Below are 17,722 nucleotides of genomic sequence, written 5' to 3'. Positions count from 1 at the left end.
CGTCCGATGCCGGTGCAGCTTACTTTCAGTGCGCGGTGAACTGGTCTGAGAGGAGTGTCAGAGTTTCCCGATTTTCTTGTGAGCGTTTGGAGCGAACAAACTGTGTCGCGTGTGCACCTGTGTGGCAAATGGTGATTCGGGGAAGAGCTCGCGGCGGGACGCCGCTCCTACAAGAGCGTGCGTGGCAGCGTTAGATCGCGCCCGGTGGAAAAACTCTGGCTTAGTATTCGCTCTGCGTCAGTCGGGCGACACCATCGGCACCGATGTCCACGCGGTACAGGCGATTGTACTGGCTGTCCGATATCGGTTCGACGTTCTGTCCCGACAAGGCGCCCACGATTTCTGGCACGGTGTTGCTGTGGCCGACGATCAACACCGCGCCTTGGCGGTGCTGCCGCAGCCATTGCGCGGCTAATTCCGCGATAGTGCCTTTCGAGAAGTAATGCGTCACCGGCACACGATGCTGATCCGCAGCGGGCTGGGCGGTCTGCTGAGTACGGCGGAACTCGGTGGCGTAGACAGCGGTGATGGGTTCATCGGCCAGCAACGTCGCTAATCTGCCGGCGCGCTCACGCCCCGTAGCCGTGAGCGTGGGATCTTCGGGGTCGTCGTTGGCTTTCTCGGCGTGGCGCACGACGATGAAGCTGACTTCATTGCCACCGCTGCCGGGATGGGACGGTGGCGCCGACGCGCATCCCGCCAACACGGCCAGGCTAGCCAGCAGAAAGCAGCAATGCAGGAGAGCGTGTTTATGGGGCATGGCGACCGTCCAGGATGAAGAGATGAGCGTTCGCTATCCCTGAAGCGCCTTCTTTACCATGCTTGCGAAGGCTTGCGGTTGTTCCAGCATGATCATGTGGCCGGTGCCGGGGATGACGGTGATGCTGTTGGCCTGGCGCAATGCCCAATCCTGCACGTCCCAGCCGGGCCGGGAACGTTCGCCCGCCAGCAAATGGACGCGATGACGCGAAAAGACATCGCGTAGCTTGGGCAAATAGCCGGGCGAACCGGTTTCTTCGACAACCGAGCGCGCCATCGCACGCACGGTTGACGCAGGCTGTTGCGCGAGATAGCGGGATGCGACTTCAGCCAGTAGCGGTTCCGCCGACACTCCGGCACGCGCCAGCCACGCAGCGGGGTCCGTGCGGAAACCTTCCAGCATCGCTTCGGCTTGCTCCTGGGACATGCCTGCTACCGACGCGGACCAGAAGGCGTCCTTCAGCGTGAAGTTGCCCTCGACGCTAACCAGATCCACGACCCGCTCCGGATGAGCATGCGCGAACAGCGCGGCAATGGCGCCACCGACGGAATGTCCCACCAGATGCACCGGCTCATCGCCAAAGTTCTGCCGTAGAACCCGATCCAGGTGGGCGACCTGCGCCGGCAAGCTCACCTCATGCGCAGGCACATTCTTCAGATCGCCGTAGCCCAGCAGATCGGGCGCCAGTGTCTTTGTCGGTTCGAAGTGAATCGACAGGTCGGGCACCTGCAAGGTGCCTATCAATCCGTGCACGAAAACAATGGGCGTAGAAGCGGACATCAGTAAGACCCAAGACTTAGGAATGAGAAGGACAGCACGGCTCAGGCCGCCGGCCGCAACGTGGTCAGCAGACCCTTGGCCGCGTTGAAACGGTCGGGCGCTTCCGGCAACGGCACCTTGATGCGCAGTTTGTCGGGACCATCCATGACGTACAACTTGGGCTGCTTCTGGATCATCTGGATGACCGCCATCGGGTCGATGTTGGGCTTGGCGTCGAACACGATGCGGCCGCCGTTCTCGCCCAGCTCCAGCTTGCGGATGCCAAGTGCGGTGGCGGTGAGTTTCAGTTCCGCTGTAGCGAACAAATACTTCGCCGGGTCCGGCAATATCCCGAAGCGATCGATCATCTCCACTTGCAGGTCGCGCAGCTCATCTATGTCACGCGCGCTGCTGATGCGCTTGTACAGCGTCAGGCGCGTATGCACGTCCGGCAGGTAGTCGTCCGGGATCAACGACGGCACATGCAGTTCCACTTCGGCGCCACGATGCTCGTAACCCAGGTCTACATCCGGCAGGTGGCCCTGCTTGATCGAACGCACCGCGCGCTCCAGCAGTTCGGTGTACAGGCTGAAGCCGACCTCGGCCATCTGGCCGCTCTGATCTTCGCCCAACAGTTCGCCGGCGCCACGGATTTCCAGGTCGTGAGTGGCCAGGGTAAAGCCCGCACCCAGTTCGTCCATGGCGGCGATGGCTTCCAGGCGGCGCTCGGCATCGGCGGTCATGCTGCGCTTTTCAGGCACCACCAGATACGCATACGAACGGTGGTGCGAACGGCCGACGCGGCCGCGCAACTGATGCAACTGCGCCAGGCCGAAGCGATCGGCGCGGTTGATGACGATGGTATTGGCGTTGGGAATGTCGATGCCGGATTCGATGATCGTCGTGCACAGCAACACGTTGAAGCGCTGCTTCTGGAAATCCAGCATGACCTGTTCCAGCTCGCGTTCCGGCATCTGTCCGTGGGCCACGCCGATGCGTGCTTCCGGCACCAGTTCAGAGAGATCGCGCTGCATGCGGCCGATGCTTTCCACATCGTTGTGCAGGAAATACACCTGCCCGCCGCGCGCCAGTTCGCGCTGGAAGGACTCGCGCAGCAACGCCGGGTCCCATGGTGTAATGAACGTCTGCACCGCCATGCGGTTGGCCGGCGGCGTGGCGATGATGGACAGGTCGCGCAGGCCCGCCATGGCCATGTTCAAGGTGCGCGGAATAGGCGTGGCGGTGAGCGTCAGCAGGTGGACGTTGGCGCGCAGCGCCTTCAGCGCTTCCTTCTGGCGCACGCCGAAGCGCTGCTCTTCGTCCACGATCACCAGCCCCAGGTCCTTGAACTTCACATCGGGCTGCAACAGGCGGTGTGTGCCGACGATGACATCGATCTTGCCTTCCGCCAATTTTTCCAGCTCGGCCTTGATCTCCTTGGCAGTCTTGAAGCGCGACAGAACCTCCACGCGCAATGGCCAATCGGCGAAGCGGTCGCGGAAATTGCGGTAATGCTGTTCGGCCAGCAGCGTGGTCGGCACCAGCACCGCGACCTGCTTGCCACCGCTGGCAGCAGCGAAAGCGGCACGCACGGCGACTTCGGTCTTGCCGAAGCCCACGTCGCCGCAGACCACGCGATCCATCGGCTGGCTGCTGCCAAGATCGCGGATCACCGATTCGATGGCGTGATGCTGGTCCGGTGTTTCTTCGAACGGAAAGCTGGCGGCGAAGGGTTCGTACATCGCGCGGTCCAGCGGCAGCGCCAGTCCGGCACGGGCTTGCCTGCGTGCCTGGATTTCCAGCAGTTCGGCGGCTACATCGCGTACCTTTTCTGCGGCCCGTTTCTTTGCTTTGGTCCAGGCCTCGCCGCCCAGCGAATGCAGCGGCGCGGTTTCCACCGATGCGCCGGAATAGCGGCTGATCAGGTGCAGTTGTGCGACCGGGACATACAGGCGATCGCCCTTGGCGTACTCGATCTCCAAATATTCGCCGGGCGTGCCGCCGGCCTCCAGCACCACCAGTCCGCGATAACGACCAACACCATGGTCCTCATGCACGATGGGTGCGCCTTCACTCAATTCGCCCAGGTCGCGGATGATCGCTTCGGGCTCGCGCCCAGTGCGCTTGCGTCGGTGCGTCTGCGTGGCGCGCTCGGGGAAAAGCTGGCGCTCGGTGAGTACCGCGATGCGCGGTTCGTCCAACGCGAAGCCGTCTTCCAGTGGTGCGACGGCGATGGCGAAGCGTGGAAGCGCGATAGCAGCTAAACCGTCGTTCCCGCGGTCTTCAACAGCCGAATGGCTGGTCAGTCGAGAATCCAGTGACTTCGTCTTGGCTTCTTTGCCGCGGTCAGAGGCAAAAGTCGCTGGATCCCCGCCTACGCGGGGATGACGATCTGATAGAAAAGCGGTAAAGCTTCCGGCGACTTCCGGCTGTAGTTCCGCCGCCTGCAACACCTCCAGCAATGCCTCGCGGCGGCCGGCCGAATCGGCGGCAATCAATACGCGTCCCGGGTAATGCGCCAGGAAGGACTTCAAGGCTTCGCCTGGCGCGGCATCCTTGGCGGCAATCGGTAGTGGCGGCATGGGTTGTTCGCCCAATGCCTGCGCTTCGGCATGGCGCGGGTGGTCGGGTCCGCAGACTTCGATACGTGGTTTCTGATTCAGTCGTTCGCGCAAGGTATCCGGCGGCAGGTACAACTCTTCCGGTGGCAATAGCGGGCGTTCGATGTCATGGCGGCGCTGCTCGTAGCGATTCTGGGTCTGTGCCCAGAACGCATCGGCGGAGCCATGGGCGCCGTCCGCCAGCAGCGGCAGCACTTTCTCGCCCAGATAATCGAACAAGCTGGCGGTCTGCTCGAAGAACAGCGGCAGGTAGTACTCCACGCCCGCAGGCGCCAGGCCGGATTTCAAGTCCTGGTACAACGAACTACGGCGTGTATCCACGTCGAAGCGTTCGCGCAGCGTGCCCAGGGCGCGTTCAATCGCGTTTTCGTCCAGCGGAACCTCGCGGCCGGGCAACATTCGCACCGCATCGGTCTTCTCCAGCGAGCGCTGGGATTCGGGATCGAACGCACGGATGGAATCGATGCTGTCGTCCAGCAGTTCGATCCGCAGCGGCGCGTCGGCGCCCATCGGATAGACATCCAGCAATCCGCCGCGCACCGCGAAATCGCCAGGATCCAGCACCTGCGGCACGTGCCGGTAGCTGGCCGCTTCCAGACGTCGCTTCTCCGCATCGAAATCCAACGTCTGGCCCACGCGGTAATCGAAGCTGCCGCCTATCACGTAGCGCAATGGCGGCAAACGCTGCATCAGCGTTTGCACGGGCACCACCACGATGCCGCGCTTCAGTGTGGGCAAGTGGTGCAGGGCGGCCAAGCGCTGCGACACGATGTCGGGGTGTGGGCTGAAGCGGTCGTACGGCAGGGTCTCCCAATCCGGGAACGGCAGCACCGGCAAGTCGCCGCGCGTGCCCAATAGCGTGTGCAGGTCGGCTTCCAGCTGATGCGCGCCCTGGGTATCGCGAGCAACGGCCAACAAAGGCCCGTCATGCGCTTCGGCGGCCTGGGCAAGGAACCACGCCAGGGCGGTCGGAGACGCCGGCGCGCGCCACCAGGCACGCAGCTGGCCGCTCTTGGGCAGCAGGGGAAGGGAAGAACGCAGGGATTTGGAATCGGCAGGCATCGGCACACAAAACGGCAGCAGCGCCGGACGCGGTCGCGCCCAGCGCAAAAAGGGAGCTTAGTTTAGCTGGTCGCTGTGCCAGTCCATGTCAGCAGAGTTCAGCACAGGTCGCGTGGGGCCCGCCTTCTTGGGTGGTTGCGATGTAGGTCCGGGCTACGCCCCCAGACGTTCTCAGGCCCCTCACGTCTCGGCGGTGACCGGATCGATCACCGAGGTCACTTGGGATACGCGGTTGGCCGGGAAACCACCCTGGCGGGCATGCTCGCGGATCGTCGCCTCGTCCGGTGCGATGTAGACGCAGTAGACCTTGTCGCCAGTGACGTAGCTCTGTAGCCACTGGATCTGTGGCCCCATGCCGTCCAACACGGCGCACGATTTCTGCGAAATGGCCTTGAGTTCACTTGTCGTCAATTGGCCGGCGCCGGGGATATCGCGCTCTATGACATATCTGGGCATGGATTATTCCTTGTATGGGCCTGTGGCCCGGTTTCATGGCTGGCATCGAGCACGAGATTCAGAATAGTCGTGCGCACTGTTTTGGAATGAGGAGGTGCCTGCCGTAAGCCTCCTGCGAAGGCAGGGCGGCCGGTGGCGGAGCGGGCAAGCGCAACGCATAGGGATACGTGAGCATCGCGAGCACGGCACGCGGGCCGCTGCCGAGCGCAGCAGGATCGTGGGCAGATTCGTAAGATGCAACGCGGTGCGGGCCCCTGGCCGGCCACGAGCGGCCCGGCTCAGACGGCGGCTATGGTGAAAGAATCGGTTGGGCTAGTCGTCGCCAAGGTTCAGTACGACCCGCACCAATCCAGGCGTGTCGTGTTCCCGCACCCGGTGGAATCCCAGCGATTCGGCCAACTGCAGCATGGGCTGGTTGCTGTCCAGCACGTCGCCGTACAGGTGTTCCAGCTTCTTGGATTTGGCCCATTTGACCAGCCGGCGCATCAGGTGCCGGCCCAAGCCCTGGCCGGCGATGAAATGGCTGACCAAGATGGCGAATTCCGCATCGCGGCTACGGGAGGTGACCGATGCGCGAGCGACCGCGCCTACCAGGGCTTCGCCAGGGGGAAGCGGTTCCGCGGCGACCAGCGCGAATTCGGTCTGTGGGTCCGGGTGGCTGAGCCGGTGCGCCATTTCCGGGGTCAGTTCCGTCAAGGCGTACAAGAACCGCTGGCGGATCTCTTCCGGCTCCAGCAGCGAGAACGCGCCCTGGATGGGGCCAGCGTCCTCCGGGCGGATCGGGCGGATCAACAGCTCCCGGCCGCTGGGGAGGCGGAAGCGTTCGTGCCAGGGTGGGAGTCTTTTCGGCGCAGTCATATGGTTTTGGATACTCCCATGGTCCCCGTGAAAGATTGTTCTAGCCCGCTGCACGACGATTGGCATCTGCTTGCTAGACTCACCGGCATTCACAGAAAGGGAGCATTCCATGGCAGGCGGCGGCGATTCTACGCGGGCGATTCTTTTTGCGCTGGGTGCGAACTTTGCGATTGCGGTTGCCAAAGGCGTGGCGGCCTTCGTGACCGGTTCCAGCGCCATGCTGGCGGAGACCGTGCACTCGCTGGCCGATTGCGGCAACCAGCTGTTGTTGCTGTTGGGCTTGCGGCAGGCAACGCGGCCTCCTTCGCCGGACCATCCGCTGGGCTACGGCCGCGCCATCTACTTCTGGTCGTTCCTGGTCGCGGTCATGCTCTTCAGCGTCGGCGGCATGTTTTCGATCTATGAAGGCGTGCACAAGTTTCAGAGCCCGGAACCATTGAACCAATGGTGGTGGGCGGCGGGCGTGCTGGTTTTCGCCATTGCGGCCGAGGCAGTATCGATGCGCGCCTGCATGCAGGAGGTGAACAAAGCACGCGGCGAACGTTCGCTGTGGCGCTGGTTTCGCGACAGCCGCCAGGCCGAGCTGGTGGTGATTTTCGGTGAGGATCTGGCTGCGCTGCTGGGCCTGGTGTTCGCGTTGATGGCGGTGCTGCTGTCGGTGATCACCGGCAATCCCATTTGGGATGCGGTGGGCACGATAGTGATCGGGGCGTTGTTGATCGTCGTCGCGGTGATGGTGGCGATCGAAGTCAAAGCCCTGCTGATAGGGCAGAGCGCGGACCCGATACTGGGAACGCAAATCAGCCAGTGGCTGGGTGGACGCCCGGAGATCAGCAAGCTGATCCATGTCATCACCATGCAGATGGGCAACGATGTGGTGGTCTCGGTGCAGGCGGTGATGAGGGAAACCGTCAGCGCGCAGGCGTTGCTGAGCGACATCGACCGGGTTGAAGCTGAGCTCAAGCAGCAATTTCCGGTGGTTCGTTGGAGCTTTTTCGAGCCTGATCGGGAAGGGGAACCGGGTGCTGCTGCGCCGGTGTAGAGAGCGAGTTTCTCGTCCGAATCGGCGAGGCGATGCAAGGCTAATGACGTAGAACGGCCCTTGCTCGGCTCTACAAAAGCGCGGATGAATTCCTTGTGGGAGCGACGTAAGTCGCGACGTTGATGTTTCCGGTCGCGACTTACGTCGCTCCCACAGTATGGCTATGTCCGCGCTGCCACATGGCAGATTGACCATCAATATAGGATCTCGGCTCCCCGCCGCTTGACCCGTGGCGACGTCCGGGTTTTAATGAGAATGATTTTCATATGCTGTTGGGAATGGATCGCCTTTAGCCGCTAGGCAGTTCCCCGACGCATGGGCCGTCGAGGAGGGGCGGCGGGAATCTTTCTCCATCTTCTAATGAAGAATTCCCAATAAAGACCGATGAAAAATAACGAAAAGTCCCCTATCAATCTCCGCCCTTTCCTTTTTCGTACTGCACCACTGGCGTTTGCTCTGCAGATGGCGCTGGCCGCGCCACTGGCGGCGGCTGAAAGCGCCGATGCCGATCGGGCCACCGAGCTGGCGCCGGTTGAGGTGGTCGGCGCCCGTATCGATGACGTTGAGGGCGGCCGGGTCGGTGCCAAGGTCGAGGCGCCGCTGCGTGAGATCCCGCAATCCGTCAGCGTGGTCACGCGCGAGCAGATCGAACAGCGCGGCGCCACCACGGTCGAACAGGCGCTGCGTTATACCGCCGGCATCAGCCTGCCGTACGGCTTCGATGCGCGGTACGACTGGATGGACATCCGTGGCTTCAGCGCGGTCAACGATATGTTCCGCGATGGTCTGCGCCAGCAGGGTGGTACTTTCAGTGCGCCACGGCTGGATCCCTACGCTTTGGAGCGGATCGAAGTGCTTAAAGGGCCGGCGGGCGTGATGTACGGCGCCGGCAGTCCCGGTGGGCTGATCAATCAGGTCAGCAAGCGCGCAACGGGAGAACAGGTCAATGAAGTGGGCGTCAGCTATGGCAGCTTTGACCGGGTCAGCTTGCGCACCGATTTTGGCGGCGCGCTGGGCGACGCATGGCGCTATCGCGTGGTTGCGTTAGGCAGCGACGCCGATGATCAAGTCGACTTCACCGAAAACCGCCGATGGCTGCTGATGCCGTCGCTGGCATGGAGCAACGAATCGACCTCGCTCGATCTGCAAGCCACTTGGCAGAAGGACGACGGTCGCTACAACTTCTCCTTCCAGCCGGGGCCCGGTGTCCGTGATCTGCTAGGCCTGGACTACGACGTGCCGCGCGACCGCTATCTGGGCGAACCGGGCTTCGACCGTTTCGACCGTGAATACGCCACTTTCGGCTACACGTTCGAGCACCGTTTCAATGAGACGTGGTTGTTTCGCCAGAACGCCCGTTACAACCGCACCGAACTGGACTACGGGACGATCGGCATCGTGGGCTTCAACCCGGCGCAACCAACCGAAGTCACCCGTTACGTCCTGCTGCGCGATGAACTGTCGCGCGGCACCGTCATCGACACATCGCTGCAGGCCAGCTTCGGTCGCGGCCGTGTGCGTCATACGGTGCTGGCCGGCATCGACGTGCAGCGCATCGAGAATGACGAGTACGGCGTATATACCGGCGGCAATGATCCTGTGACGGGTCTGCCTTATGTGGCCAACCTCGATCTGGTGAATCCGATCTACGGCAATCCGGTGACGGTGCCGCCTGGTGCGCGCATGGTGACCGACGGGCGGCAGGTCGGCCTGTATTTGCAGGACCACATCAAATTCGATGATCGCTGGGTGCTGCTGCTGGGCGGCCGCTACGACGAGGCGCGGCAGAAGATAGAAGGCACGACGTCCACTACCGATTATGCGTTCAGTGGCCGCGCCGGATTGGTGTATCTGGCCGAAGATGGCTTCGCGCCGTATCTGAGCTACAGCGAGAGTTTTTCGCCGCTTTACAGCAGCGGCTTCAAGCCCGAAACCGGGAGCCAGGTGGAACTGGGTGTGCGTTGGCAGCCGATCGGCAGTTCAGTGCTGATCAGCGGCGCGCTGTTCGATCTCCGCCGCGAGAACATGGTGGTGACCGATCCCGCCAATCCCATGCAGCAGGTCCAGGTCGGCGAGAGCCGTTCGCGAGGTGCCGAGGCGGAGATCAATACGGAGATTGCCGCCAACACGCGCGTGACGGCCGCCTACACCTATCTCGACACGGAAGTGCTCAACAACGGTGGACTGATCGATGAAGGCTCGCAGCTGCCGCGTGTGCCGGAGCATTCGGCATCGTTGTTCCTCGACTACACGCTGCCGGCCGGGCCGGCGTCGGGACTGCAACTGGGAGCGGGCGTGCGTTACGTCGGTGAGACGCTCTATACCGGAGGCTCGCTGATGAATCCAGCCGAACGGGTACAGGTCCGCACCGGCGCCTACACGCTGGTGGATGCTTCAGTGCGCTATCCGTGGCGCAACTGGCAGTTCGCGCTGACGGCCAGCAACCTGTTCGATCGCGAATATTCGATAAGCTGCGACAGCAATGTCTGTTATGGCGGCTACGCACGCAGCGTGAACCTTTCGGCCAACTACCGCTGGTAAGCGTGTAAGCCCACTCAGGAGAACATCATGCGGACCGCCACCCATCCCGATCATCCCGATTTAGGCCCGGCAGCGAAATCCCAACCACGCGGTACAACTCGTTGGGGCGTCGCCTCGCGTGTGCTGGCAGCGCTGTTTGGCGGCTACTTCGTCGCCTGGGGTAGCACGGCGTTCTTGACGTTGGTACTGCCGATGTCGCGGGTCGACCGCGTGGTCACCGCCAGCCTGTTGTGCTTCGCGGTGTGGTGCGCGGCAGTGGTGTATGCGTTCGCCGCTCGTAGCGCGTGGCGCGCGTGGTGGGTGCTGCTCGCGGTAGGCGGCGTGCTCAATACAGTCGCTTATCTGTTCGCCGAACAAGCAGCGCGGATCTGAGGGCGCCAGCATGAAGAACAGCTTCACTCAAAGCATGGCGTGGCTGCACACCTGGTCGGGCCTGATCATCGGCTGGCTGCTGTTCGTGATCTTCGTCGGCGGCACCATCGCCTGCTTCGACGCAGAACTGGATCGTTGGACCCGGCCCGGCGTGCCGGCGCTGGTGGCGGCCGACGCGAATATGGACAAGGTGATGCAGCGGTTGGAACGCGAAGATCCTTCGGCACACGTGTGGTACTTGTACATGCCGAATCCGCGCTATCCGGCGATCAAGGCGGGCGGCTGGGATGTCGGCCGCGAATTCACAACGCACAGTTATGACCCTCGTAGCGGCGAGAAACTGCCCGACAGTGCCGGCGGGGAGTTCTTCTTCACGCTGCACTACAACCTGCACGCCGGAACCATCGGCATGTACCTGGTTGGCTTGGCCGGGATGATGATGCTGGTGGCGATCGTCAGCGGCGTGATCATCCACCGGCGCATCTTCAAGGACTTCTTTACCTTCCGTCCGCGCGCCGGTGGTCAGCGCGCATGGCTGGACGGGCACAACATCACTGGCGTATTGGGCCTACCGTTTCATCTGATGATCGCTTACACCGGCGTGGCGATCTTCGTGTCGTCTTACATGTTGGCCGGCGTGCATCTGGTCTACAAAAGCGACATGGAGGCCTTCTTCGACGAGTTGGCGCCGCATCCGCATCGCGAAGAAATGCACAAGCCAATTCCGCAGCGTGCACCGCTGGCGCCGATGCTGGCCGATGCGCGCGAGCGTCTTGGCGGCGAGCCCTGGCTGGTTTCGGTAGAGCACCCTGACGACGCCTCCACCGTGGTCAGCATTGGACTGGATCACTCACGCCATGTCGCCTGGAACCATCGCACCGCTTACTACGACGGCGTTACCGGGGAGTTCATGGCGCAGGGACCGAAGCCTGGCGCCGCGTACCACACGTATCAGTTCCTCGGCGGACTGCACATGGCACAGTTCGGCAGTAGCAGCCTGTACCGCTGGCTGTACTTCCTGCTGGGCCTGGCGGGTTGCGTGATGCTGGCCAGCGGCTTGCAGGTGTGGCTGGAGAAACGCGAGAAGCGCGTGGCTGAAGCCGGTGCACTGTCCGGCTACGGGATGGTACGTGTGCTCAATCTTGGTGTGGTAGCCGGCATGCCGCTTGCCGTTGCCGCAATGCTATGGGCCAACCGCTTGATCCCGATGCAACTGGCCGGGCGAAAGAGCTGGGAAATCTACGCGTTCTGTGCAGTTTGGATTCTGGCGGCAGCGTGGGCGGTGCTGCGGGTGCGCACGCCGGCGCGTGCCTGGCGCGAACTGTTCGCGGTGACTGCGCTGCTGTTGTGTGGGCTACCGCTGTTGAACCTGATCACCACCTCCGACCGCCATCTGGGCGTGACGTTGGCGAATGGCGATTGGGTCATGGCATCGGTGGATCTGACCGTACTGGCGTTGGGTGTGTTGTTCGGACTGATGGCTTGGCGTGTCGGCCGTGCCAAGGCGCCTGCCCGCCAGCGTACGGCGGGGCTGCGTACCGCGGAGGAAGCGCGATGAATGCGGTGACGCCGAGTTTGATTTTCGCGCTGGCGCTTGTCTTGTGTTACGCCGGCTGGTGCCTGCTTTGCCTGGGCATGGAACGGCATCACCGCGAGTTCTTCGGCGTCGCGCCTTCGGCAACGCGGCGGCGGAAGCTGCGTGTCGGCGGCTGGTTTGCGCTGATGCTCGCATTCGCGATCAGCGTGTATGCCATCGGTTGGGAGTTCGGGCCGGTGCTTTGGGCCTGCGCACTGATGCTGGCGGCGTTGGTGTGGGCGCTGCTGCTGCCATTCGCCATGCGATGGGCGGTGCGGTTGGCGTGGCTGGCACCAATCGTGGTGGTAGCTATAGCTTTTGTGGGAGCGACGTGAGTCGCGACCGGGAAAATTAAAGCTCTTAGACACGGATTAACGCGGATAGACACGGATGAAAAGCTTATTTGCTTTATCCGATTTTTCCGTGTTGATTCGTGTCTAAAGCCTATGGCTGGTTTCCGGTCGCGACTCACGTCGCTCCCACAGGAGAGGCATTTACAAGGAGATCTTTAGCCTTTATCGCGATCTGATAGGAAGAGCTCGCGGCGGGACGCCGCTCCTACCTATTCTTTTTTTAGCCACTCCAAGCGTGTGGATGCCCGGGCTTCGCCCAGTACACGTTTCAGCATCGGCAAAGCCGGAGCGAGTGTCTGGTCGAACTGCCACGGCGAGTTGAGGATCAGCATGCCGCTGCCGTTGAGGCGCAGCGGGGAATCATCGGGGCGGATCTGCAGTTCCGCCAGCAATGCCGACCGGGCGGGCAGCGCTTCGGCTTTGCGGAAGAAATGCATCAGGCTGCGGCGCAGTTTGATGGGATACCAGACGGCATAGACCGCGTTCGGCCAGCGTGCCATCGCTTCGCGCAGGGTGGCGATGATCTGCGGGTACTCGGCGTCTTGAACCTCGTAGGGCGGATCGATCAGCACCAGCCCGCGGGCGAACTTGGTTTCGCCGATCTTGGGCGGCAGCAGCGCCTTGATGGCGGCATACCCGTCGCGCGCGTGCACGGCCACTTTGGCGTCGTGAGCGAACAGTTCCTTCAGTGCCTGTGCTTCTTCTTCCTGCAATTCACAGGCTGCTAGCCGATCTTGCTCGCGCAGTGCCTGCGCCACCAGCAGGGGGGAGCCGGGATAAGCGACCATCGCCCCGACCGGGTTGATGGCCTGCACGGCACGCAGGTAGCGCTCCAGCACTTCGGGTGCTTTCGGCTCGCCCATCAGCTTCAGGACGCCGGCATCGGCTTCGGCCGTCTTGCGGCTCTCCACTGCGCTCAGCAGGTAGCGCCCGCGCCCGGCATGGGTGTCCAGCACGAAGAACGGCGAATCCTTGCGCTTCAGCGCGTCGATCAGCGCCAGCAGTACGGTGTGTTTGAGGACGTCGGCATGATTGCCGGCATGGAAGGCGTGGCGATAGTTCATGGCGTCAGTCTACGCGGTCAGTCTTCATGGCGGCTCCCGGGCGGCTTCTTCGCGGAAGCAGAACTGTGGAGCTGGCAGGCCGCGGCCTCGCTTTTCAACCACTCCCGCACACGCAACAACGCAGGATCCTCATCACGGCTGGTTGGCCAAACCAGATGCGAGTCGAACCCGCGCAGTACCGGACCGGGCAACGCCTGTAGCGTTCCGTTGTTAAGTTCATCCACCACCAGCACGCGATTGGCCAGCACCACGCCTTGTCCGGCGATCGCAGCCTGGATGGCGTGCGCTTCGTCAGAGAAATGCAGCAGACGCATCCCTTTGGGCATCGCCAATCCGGCCTCGCGGAACCAGCGTGGCCAGTCCGGTGTTTGCTCATCCTGCAAGCGCCAGTCGTAGGTCAGGATGGAAGTACGTGCCAGTTGCGCAGGTTCCAGCGGTCCCAGCCACGGGCTGGCGACGGCAAGAAATTCGTTGGGCAGCAGATATTCCGAACTCATGCCCGGGTACTGGCCGCTGCCGTAGCGCACCGCCAGATCCGCGCGGTGGTTGTGCAGGTCGGCCGGTTCATCGGAAGCATGCAGATGCAGGTCGATCTCAGCGCCGGTTGCCGCAAAGCCAGACAGGTGCGGTACCAGCCAGCGCGCCGCGAATCCTCGCGTGACGGATAGCGTGACGACAGGGCGCGCTAGTCCCGGTCGTAAGCTATCCAGCGTCTGCGCGATATCGTCCAGCGCGCCGCGCATCACGGGGAACAAGGTTTCGCCTGCGCGCGTGAGCTGCACTGCGCGGGATTGCCGCTTGAACAGCGATACGCCCAGGCGTTCCTCCAGTGTGCGGATCTGGTGGCTGACCGCGGTGGGCGTGATGGCCAGTTCGTCGGCTGCGCGCCGGAAGCTCAGGTAGCGTGCGGCGGCCTCGAACACCCGCAGAGAGCCGAGCGGCGGCAGTTGTCGTCCAAGGCGAGTCTGCTTAAGGTGAATTTTTTTCATGTTATGGCAAAGAAATCATCGCTTTTCTTGGTTTTTATGGCTTGGAATCATGGCTTCAACGGGATCTGTTCATCCCAGCCACTCCAATCATAGGTGAGATATGTTCAGGATTCTGCATTTGGATGCCAGTGCACGCCCGGGTCGTTCCGACCAGCAAGCCCATGGCTCGCACACGCGCAGGCTCAGTGCGCGCTTCGTCGAACGGTGGCACGCATTGCGGCCGGAGGACACGGTGACCCATCGCGATATCGGCGCTTCGCCTCCTTCGCCCGTCACGGGTGCGTGGATCCACGCGGCGTTCACGTCGCCGGAACAGCGAGAACCCTGGATGCAGGAGGTGCTGGCGGAAAGCGACCGGCTGGTGGATGAGTTGGCGGCCAGCGATCTCATCGTCGCTGGAGTGCCCATGTACAACTTCGGCATGCCCGCGCCGTTCAAGGCCTACCTAGATAACGTGGTCCGGGTAGGGCGCACGTTCGGATTCGATCGCAGCCGCTCGGGTGAACCCTACTGGCCCATGCTGGCGGGGCAGGGCAAACGCCTGATCATTGTCAGTGCGCGTGGCGATTTCGGTTATGGGCCGGGCCAGCGACTGGCGCACGCCAACCATGTGGAAAGTGGCGTCGCCACGCCATTGCAATACCTGGGGATCGATTTCGCCGCCAGTGTGGCGGTGGAATACGACGAATTCGGCGACGAGCGCCTGGCACAGTCGTTGCAGCACGCCGAAGCCGAAGTGGATCGTTGGGTGGAGGTGTTGGCCGACGAGGTGACCACGGCTCCAGCATGCGCCTGAGGAACGGCGCGCACATGGCCTGTCGGCGCCATTGCCCTATATCCTGCGCACCATGCCGACGATCCTGGTTGCCGAAGACGAACCCGCCATCGCCGACGCAGTGCTGTATGCGCTGCGCAGCGAGGGTCTGAGTGCCGAGCACTGCCTGCTGGGGCGCGACGTGGAGCCACGGCTGCGTGCCGGCGGTGTGGACTTGGTGGTGCTGGACGTGGGGTTGCCGGATGTCAGCGGTTTCGATGTCTGCCGCCAATTGCGTGGCTTCAGCGATGTGCCGGTGATCTTCCTGACCGCACGCAACGACGAGATTGACCGGGTGTTGGGATTGGAACTGGGCGCCGATGACTACATGGCCAAGCCATTCTCGCCGCGCGAATTGGTCGCGCGGGTGCGCGCACGACTGCGTCGCACTCATGCTGTAATCGAGGCGAAGGACTGGGCGGTGCAAGGCGATTTCGCCATCGATCATGAAGGCCACCGCATCCGTTTCCGCGGGCAGGTGCTGGAGTTGACCCGCTACGAATACGCGCTGCTGGCCGCACTGCTGCAACGGCCCGGCGCGATTCTCAGCCGTACGCAACTGATGGACCGCGGCTGGGACAGCGACGCCGACAGCACCGACCGCACCGTCGATACGCACATCAAGACATTGCGGAACAAACTGCGCGCCGCCGGCGCCGATCCCGACCCGATCCGCACGCACCGCGGTATCGGCTATGCGATAGAGGTTTAGAGGGTGTTATGGACTTTGGGATGAGATGCGTTGTCCGCCAGCGCCGTTGCAGCAAGACGCCTGGCGCCGTCCTTGGGTGGTGCCCAAGGCAAGCCGGGCAACGCGGCTGCGGCGGCGCTGGCGGACAACCCTTCGGGAAGGCCACTGTTGCGGCGCCATGCCGCGTTGCACGCCTTGACCAGGCGGCCGGCCTGCCCGGCGGCGTGCGCCTTGCCTGGCACCGCAACAGCGGCCTTCGCACTCACCCCAAAGTTCATAACACCCTCTAATGCGCCTAGGCCTGCGGTTGTTCCTGGGTTTTTTCCTGATCGTGGGGTTGGCGGCATTCTTCGTGATGCGCGTCTTCGTCAACGAGGTAAAGCCGGGCGTGCGCCAGGCGATGGAATCGACGCTGGTTGACGCGGCCAATGTGCTGGCAGTGATGGCGGCCGATGATATGAAGGCGGGCCGCATCGCCGACGGCGAATTCGCCCAGCGCATCAATGAAGCCAACCTTCGCGATCTGAACGCGCAAGTGTGGCGCTTTCCCAAGCGTCATCTGGACTATCGCGTGACCGTCACCGATACGCGGGGCGTCGTGGTCTACGACTCGCAAGGCCGCGATATCGGTCGCGACAATTCACGCTGGAACGATGTTTATCGCACCTTGCGCGGCGAGTACGGCGCGCGATCCAGCCCGGAGACGCCCGACGACACGACCCGCACCGTCATGCACGTCGCAGCGCCGATCCGCGACGGCGACAGGTTGATCGGGGTGCTGACGGTCGCCCAGCCCAACCGCACCATCGATCCTTTCATCGCCGCCAGCCAGCGCGCCATCATGCGACAAGGTGGGTGGTTGATTGGCTTGTCGGCCTTGATCGGCGCGTTGATCACGTGGTGGCTGGTGCGTGGTATCCAACGCTTGAATCGATACGCGCAGGCGGTCAGCGCCGGGCAACCCGCCCGCCCGCCGCCGCCACGCCGTGACGAGATCGGCGACCTGGGCCGCGCTGTCGAGGAAATGCGCCGAAAGCTGGAAGGCAAGGCGTACGTCGAGCAATACGTGCAGTCGCTGACCCACGAGATGAAGAGCCCGCTGGCCGCGATTCGTGGCGCGGCTGAACTGTTGCAGGAACCGCTTCCTGAAGAAGATCGCAAGCGCTTCGCCCACAACATCCAGACCCAGCAACAACGGCTGACCGAAACCATCGACAAGCTGTTGGCACTGGCCGAAGTGGAACAGCACGGTTGGCTGCAGAAGCATGAACCGGTCAACGTGGCGTCGTTGCTGGCGGAAGCCGGGGAGGGCGTGTCGGCCAAACTGGCCGCGGCAGGCCTGGCTTTATCGGTGAACGTCGAAGATCCGCAAGCGGTCGTCCAAGGCGATCCGTATCTGTTGCGTCAGTCGCTATCCAACTTACTGGACAACGCCATTGCATTCTCGCCTCCCGGCGGGAAGATATTCCTGTCCAGCGAGGTCGACAACGGCATGCTGGAGATCCGGGTGACCGACCAGGGCCCGGGTATCCCCGACTACGCCTACGACCGGGTGTTCGAACGCTTCTACTCCTTGTCGCGACCGGGTGGTGAGCCACGCAGTTCTGGGCTGGGCCTGCCGTTCGTAGCCGAAGTCGCGCGGCTGCATGGCGGCGAAAGCGATCTGTGCAATCTGGAGCTAGGCGGGGCGATGGCGACGCTGCGGTTGCCGGTGGTTTAGGCGAATCCCTTTATTTGTCCCTGTGGGAGCGACGGCTTTCAACA

General features: G+C 62.9%; 16 protein-coding genes. 8 read left to right on the top strand and 8 right to left on the bottom strand.

Going from position 1 to position 17,722, the window contains the following annotated elements; all coding sequences use genetic code 11:
* Window positions 1-220: 220 nt before the first annotated feature.
* The 5 genes from AB6O04_RS02520 to AB6O04_RS02500 form a co-directional block, all read right to left on the bottom strand.
* Window positions 221-760, bottom strand: a complete 540-nt coding sequence (locus tag AB6O04_RS02520; RefSeq protein ID WP_368562091.1) for a histidine phosphatase family protein — start codon at window positions 758-760, stop codon at window positions 221-223.
* A 33-nt stretch (window positions 761-793) separates the two neighbouring features.
* Entirely contained in the window at window positions 794-1,540 is a 747-nt protein-coding gene (locus tag AB6O04_RS02515; protein WP_368562089.1) for an alpha/beta fold hydrolase, read from the bottom strand.
* 41 nt (window positions 1,541-1,581) lie between these two features.
* The gene (gene mfd, locus AB6O04_RS02510) at window positions 1,582-4,830 is read right to left on the bottom strand and encodes a transcription-repair coupling factor (protein WP_368562217.1); all 3,249 of its coding nucleotides are present in this window, start codon (window positions 4,828-4,830) and stop codon (window positions 1,582-1,584) included.
* 552 nt (window positions 4,831-5,382) lie between these two features.
* Complete coding sequence (locus tag AB6O04_RS02505; RefSeq protein ID WP_368562088.1) at window positions 5,383-5,658, bottom strand: DUF4242 domain-containing protein; 276 nt, start codon at window positions 5,656-5,658, stop codon at window positions 5,383-5,385.
* A gap of 312 nt (window positions 5,659-5,970) precedes the next feature.
* Window positions 5,971-6,516, bottom strand: a complete 546-nt coding sequence (locus AB6O04_RS02500) for an N-acetyltransferase family protein (RefSeq protein WP_368562087.1) — start codon at window positions 6,514-6,516, stop codon at window positions 5,971-5,973.
* Window positions 6,517-6,625: 109 nt separating this feature from the next.
* Here AB6O04_RS02500 and AB6O04_RS02495 point away from each other — a divergent pair, with 109 nt between their 5' ends.
* The 5 genes from AB6O04_RS02495 (at window position 6,626) to AB6O04_RS02475 (ending at window position 12,382) form a co-directional block, all read left to right on the top strand.
* Complete coding sequence (locus tag AB6O04_RS02495; protein ID WP_368562085.1) at window positions 6,626-7,558, top strand: cation diffusion facilitator family transporter; 933 nt, start codon at window positions 6,626-6,628, stop codon at window positions 7,556-7,558.
* Window positions 7,559-7,942: 384 nt separating this feature from the next.
* Entirely contained in the window at window positions 7,943-10,099 is a 2,157-nt protein-coding gene (locus AB6O04_RS02490; protein WP_368562084.1) for a TonB-dependent siderophore receptor, read from the top strand.
* A gap of 27 nt (window positions 10,100-10,126) precedes the next feature.
* Window positions 10,127-10,471: a DUF3649 domain-containing protein gene (locus tag AB6O04_RS02485; protein WP_368562083.1), complete on the top strand. Its 345-nt coding sequence runs from the start codon at window positions 10,127-10,129 to the stop codon at window positions 10,469-10,471.
* 10 nt (window positions 10,472-10,481) lie between these two features.
* Window positions 10,482-12,029, top strand: a complete 1,548-nt coding sequence (locus tag AB6O04_RS02480) for a PepSY-associated TM helix domain-containing protein (protein WP_368562081.1) — start codon at window positions 10,482-10,484, stop codon at window positions 12,027-12,029.
* Window positions 12,026-12,382 carry a DUF3325 domain-containing protein gene (locus tag AB6O04_RS02475; RefSeq protein ID WP_368562080.1) on the top strand — a complete coding sequence of 119 codons (357 nt, stop codon included), beginning with the start codon at window positions 12,026-12,028 and terminating at the stop codon, window positions 12,380-12,382. The genes AB6O04_RS02480 and AB6O04_RS02475 overlap by 4 nt, the downstream gene beginning before the upstream one ends.
* Before the next feature lie 227 nt (window positions 12,383-12,609).
* Here the strand turns inward: AB6O04_RS02475 and AB6O04_RS02470 are convergent, their stop codons facing one another.
* Window positions 12,610-13,464 (bottom strand): 23S rRNA (adenine(2030)-N(6))-methyltransferase RlmJ, encoded by an 855-nt coding sequence (locus AB6O04_RS02470; protein WP_368562079.1) that lies wholly within the window; start codon window positions 13,462-13,464, stop codon window positions 12,610-12,612.
* 17 nt (window positions 13,465-13,481) lie between these two features.
* On the bottom strand, window positions 13,482-14,453 hold the full coding sequence (locus tag AB6O04_RS02465) for a LysR substrate-binding domain-containing protein (RefSeq protein WP_368562077.1): 972 nt from the start codon (window positions 14,451-14,453) through the stop codon (window positions 13,482-13,484).
* Window positions 14,454-14,553: 100 nt separating this feature from the next.
* Between AB6O04_RS02465 and AB6O04_RS02460 the strand changes: the two genes are divergently transcribed.
* Together AB6O04_RS02460 and creB are read left to right on the top strand one after the other, a co-directional pair.
* Entirely contained in the window at window positions 14,554-15,249 is a 696-nt protein-coding gene (locus tag AB6O04_RS02460; protein ID WP_368562076.1) for an FMN-dependent NADH-azoreductase, read from the top strand.
* Window positions 15,250-15,301: 52 nt separating this feature from the next.
* Window positions 15,302-15,979 carry a two-component system response regulator CreB gene (creB, locus tag AB6O04_RS02455; protein ID WP_368562075.1) on the top strand — a complete coding sequence of 226 codons (678 nt, stop codon included), beginning with the start codon at window positions 15,302-15,304 and terminating at the stop codon, window positions 15,977-15,979.
* On the opposite strand, the gene AB6O04_RS02450 is transcribed toward creB, so the two are convergent.
* A complete protein-coding gene (locus tag AB6O04_RS02450) occupies window positions 15,976-16,236 on the bottom strand; it encodes a hypothetical protein (RefSeq protein WP_368562073.1) in 261 nt (86 codons plus the stop codon). The two genes, creB and AB6O04_RS02450, sit on opposite strands and share 4 nt — an antisense overlap.
* Before the next feature lie 11 nt (window positions 16,237-16,247).
* Between AB6O04_RS02450 and creC the strand changes: the two genes are divergently transcribed.
* Window positions 16,248-17,678: a two-component system sensor histidine kinase CreC gene (gene creC / locus AB6O04_RS02445; protein ID WP_368562072.1), complete on the top strand. Its 1,431-nt coding sequence runs from the start codon at window positions 16,248-16,250 to the stop codon at window positions 17,676-17,678.
* Window positions 17,679-17,722: the final 44 nt, after the last annotated feature.

Origin of the sequence: Pseudoxanthomonas sp. UTMC 1351 (assembly GCF_040948865.1) — a bacterium.
In the GTDB taxonomy this organism is placed as follows: Bacteria; Pseudomonadota; Gammaproteobacteria; order Xanthomonadales; family Xanthomonadaceae; genus Pseudoxanthomonas_A.
Note: the sequence above shows the minus strand (reverse complement) of the source record. Positions and strands in the feature narration are given on the sequence as shown.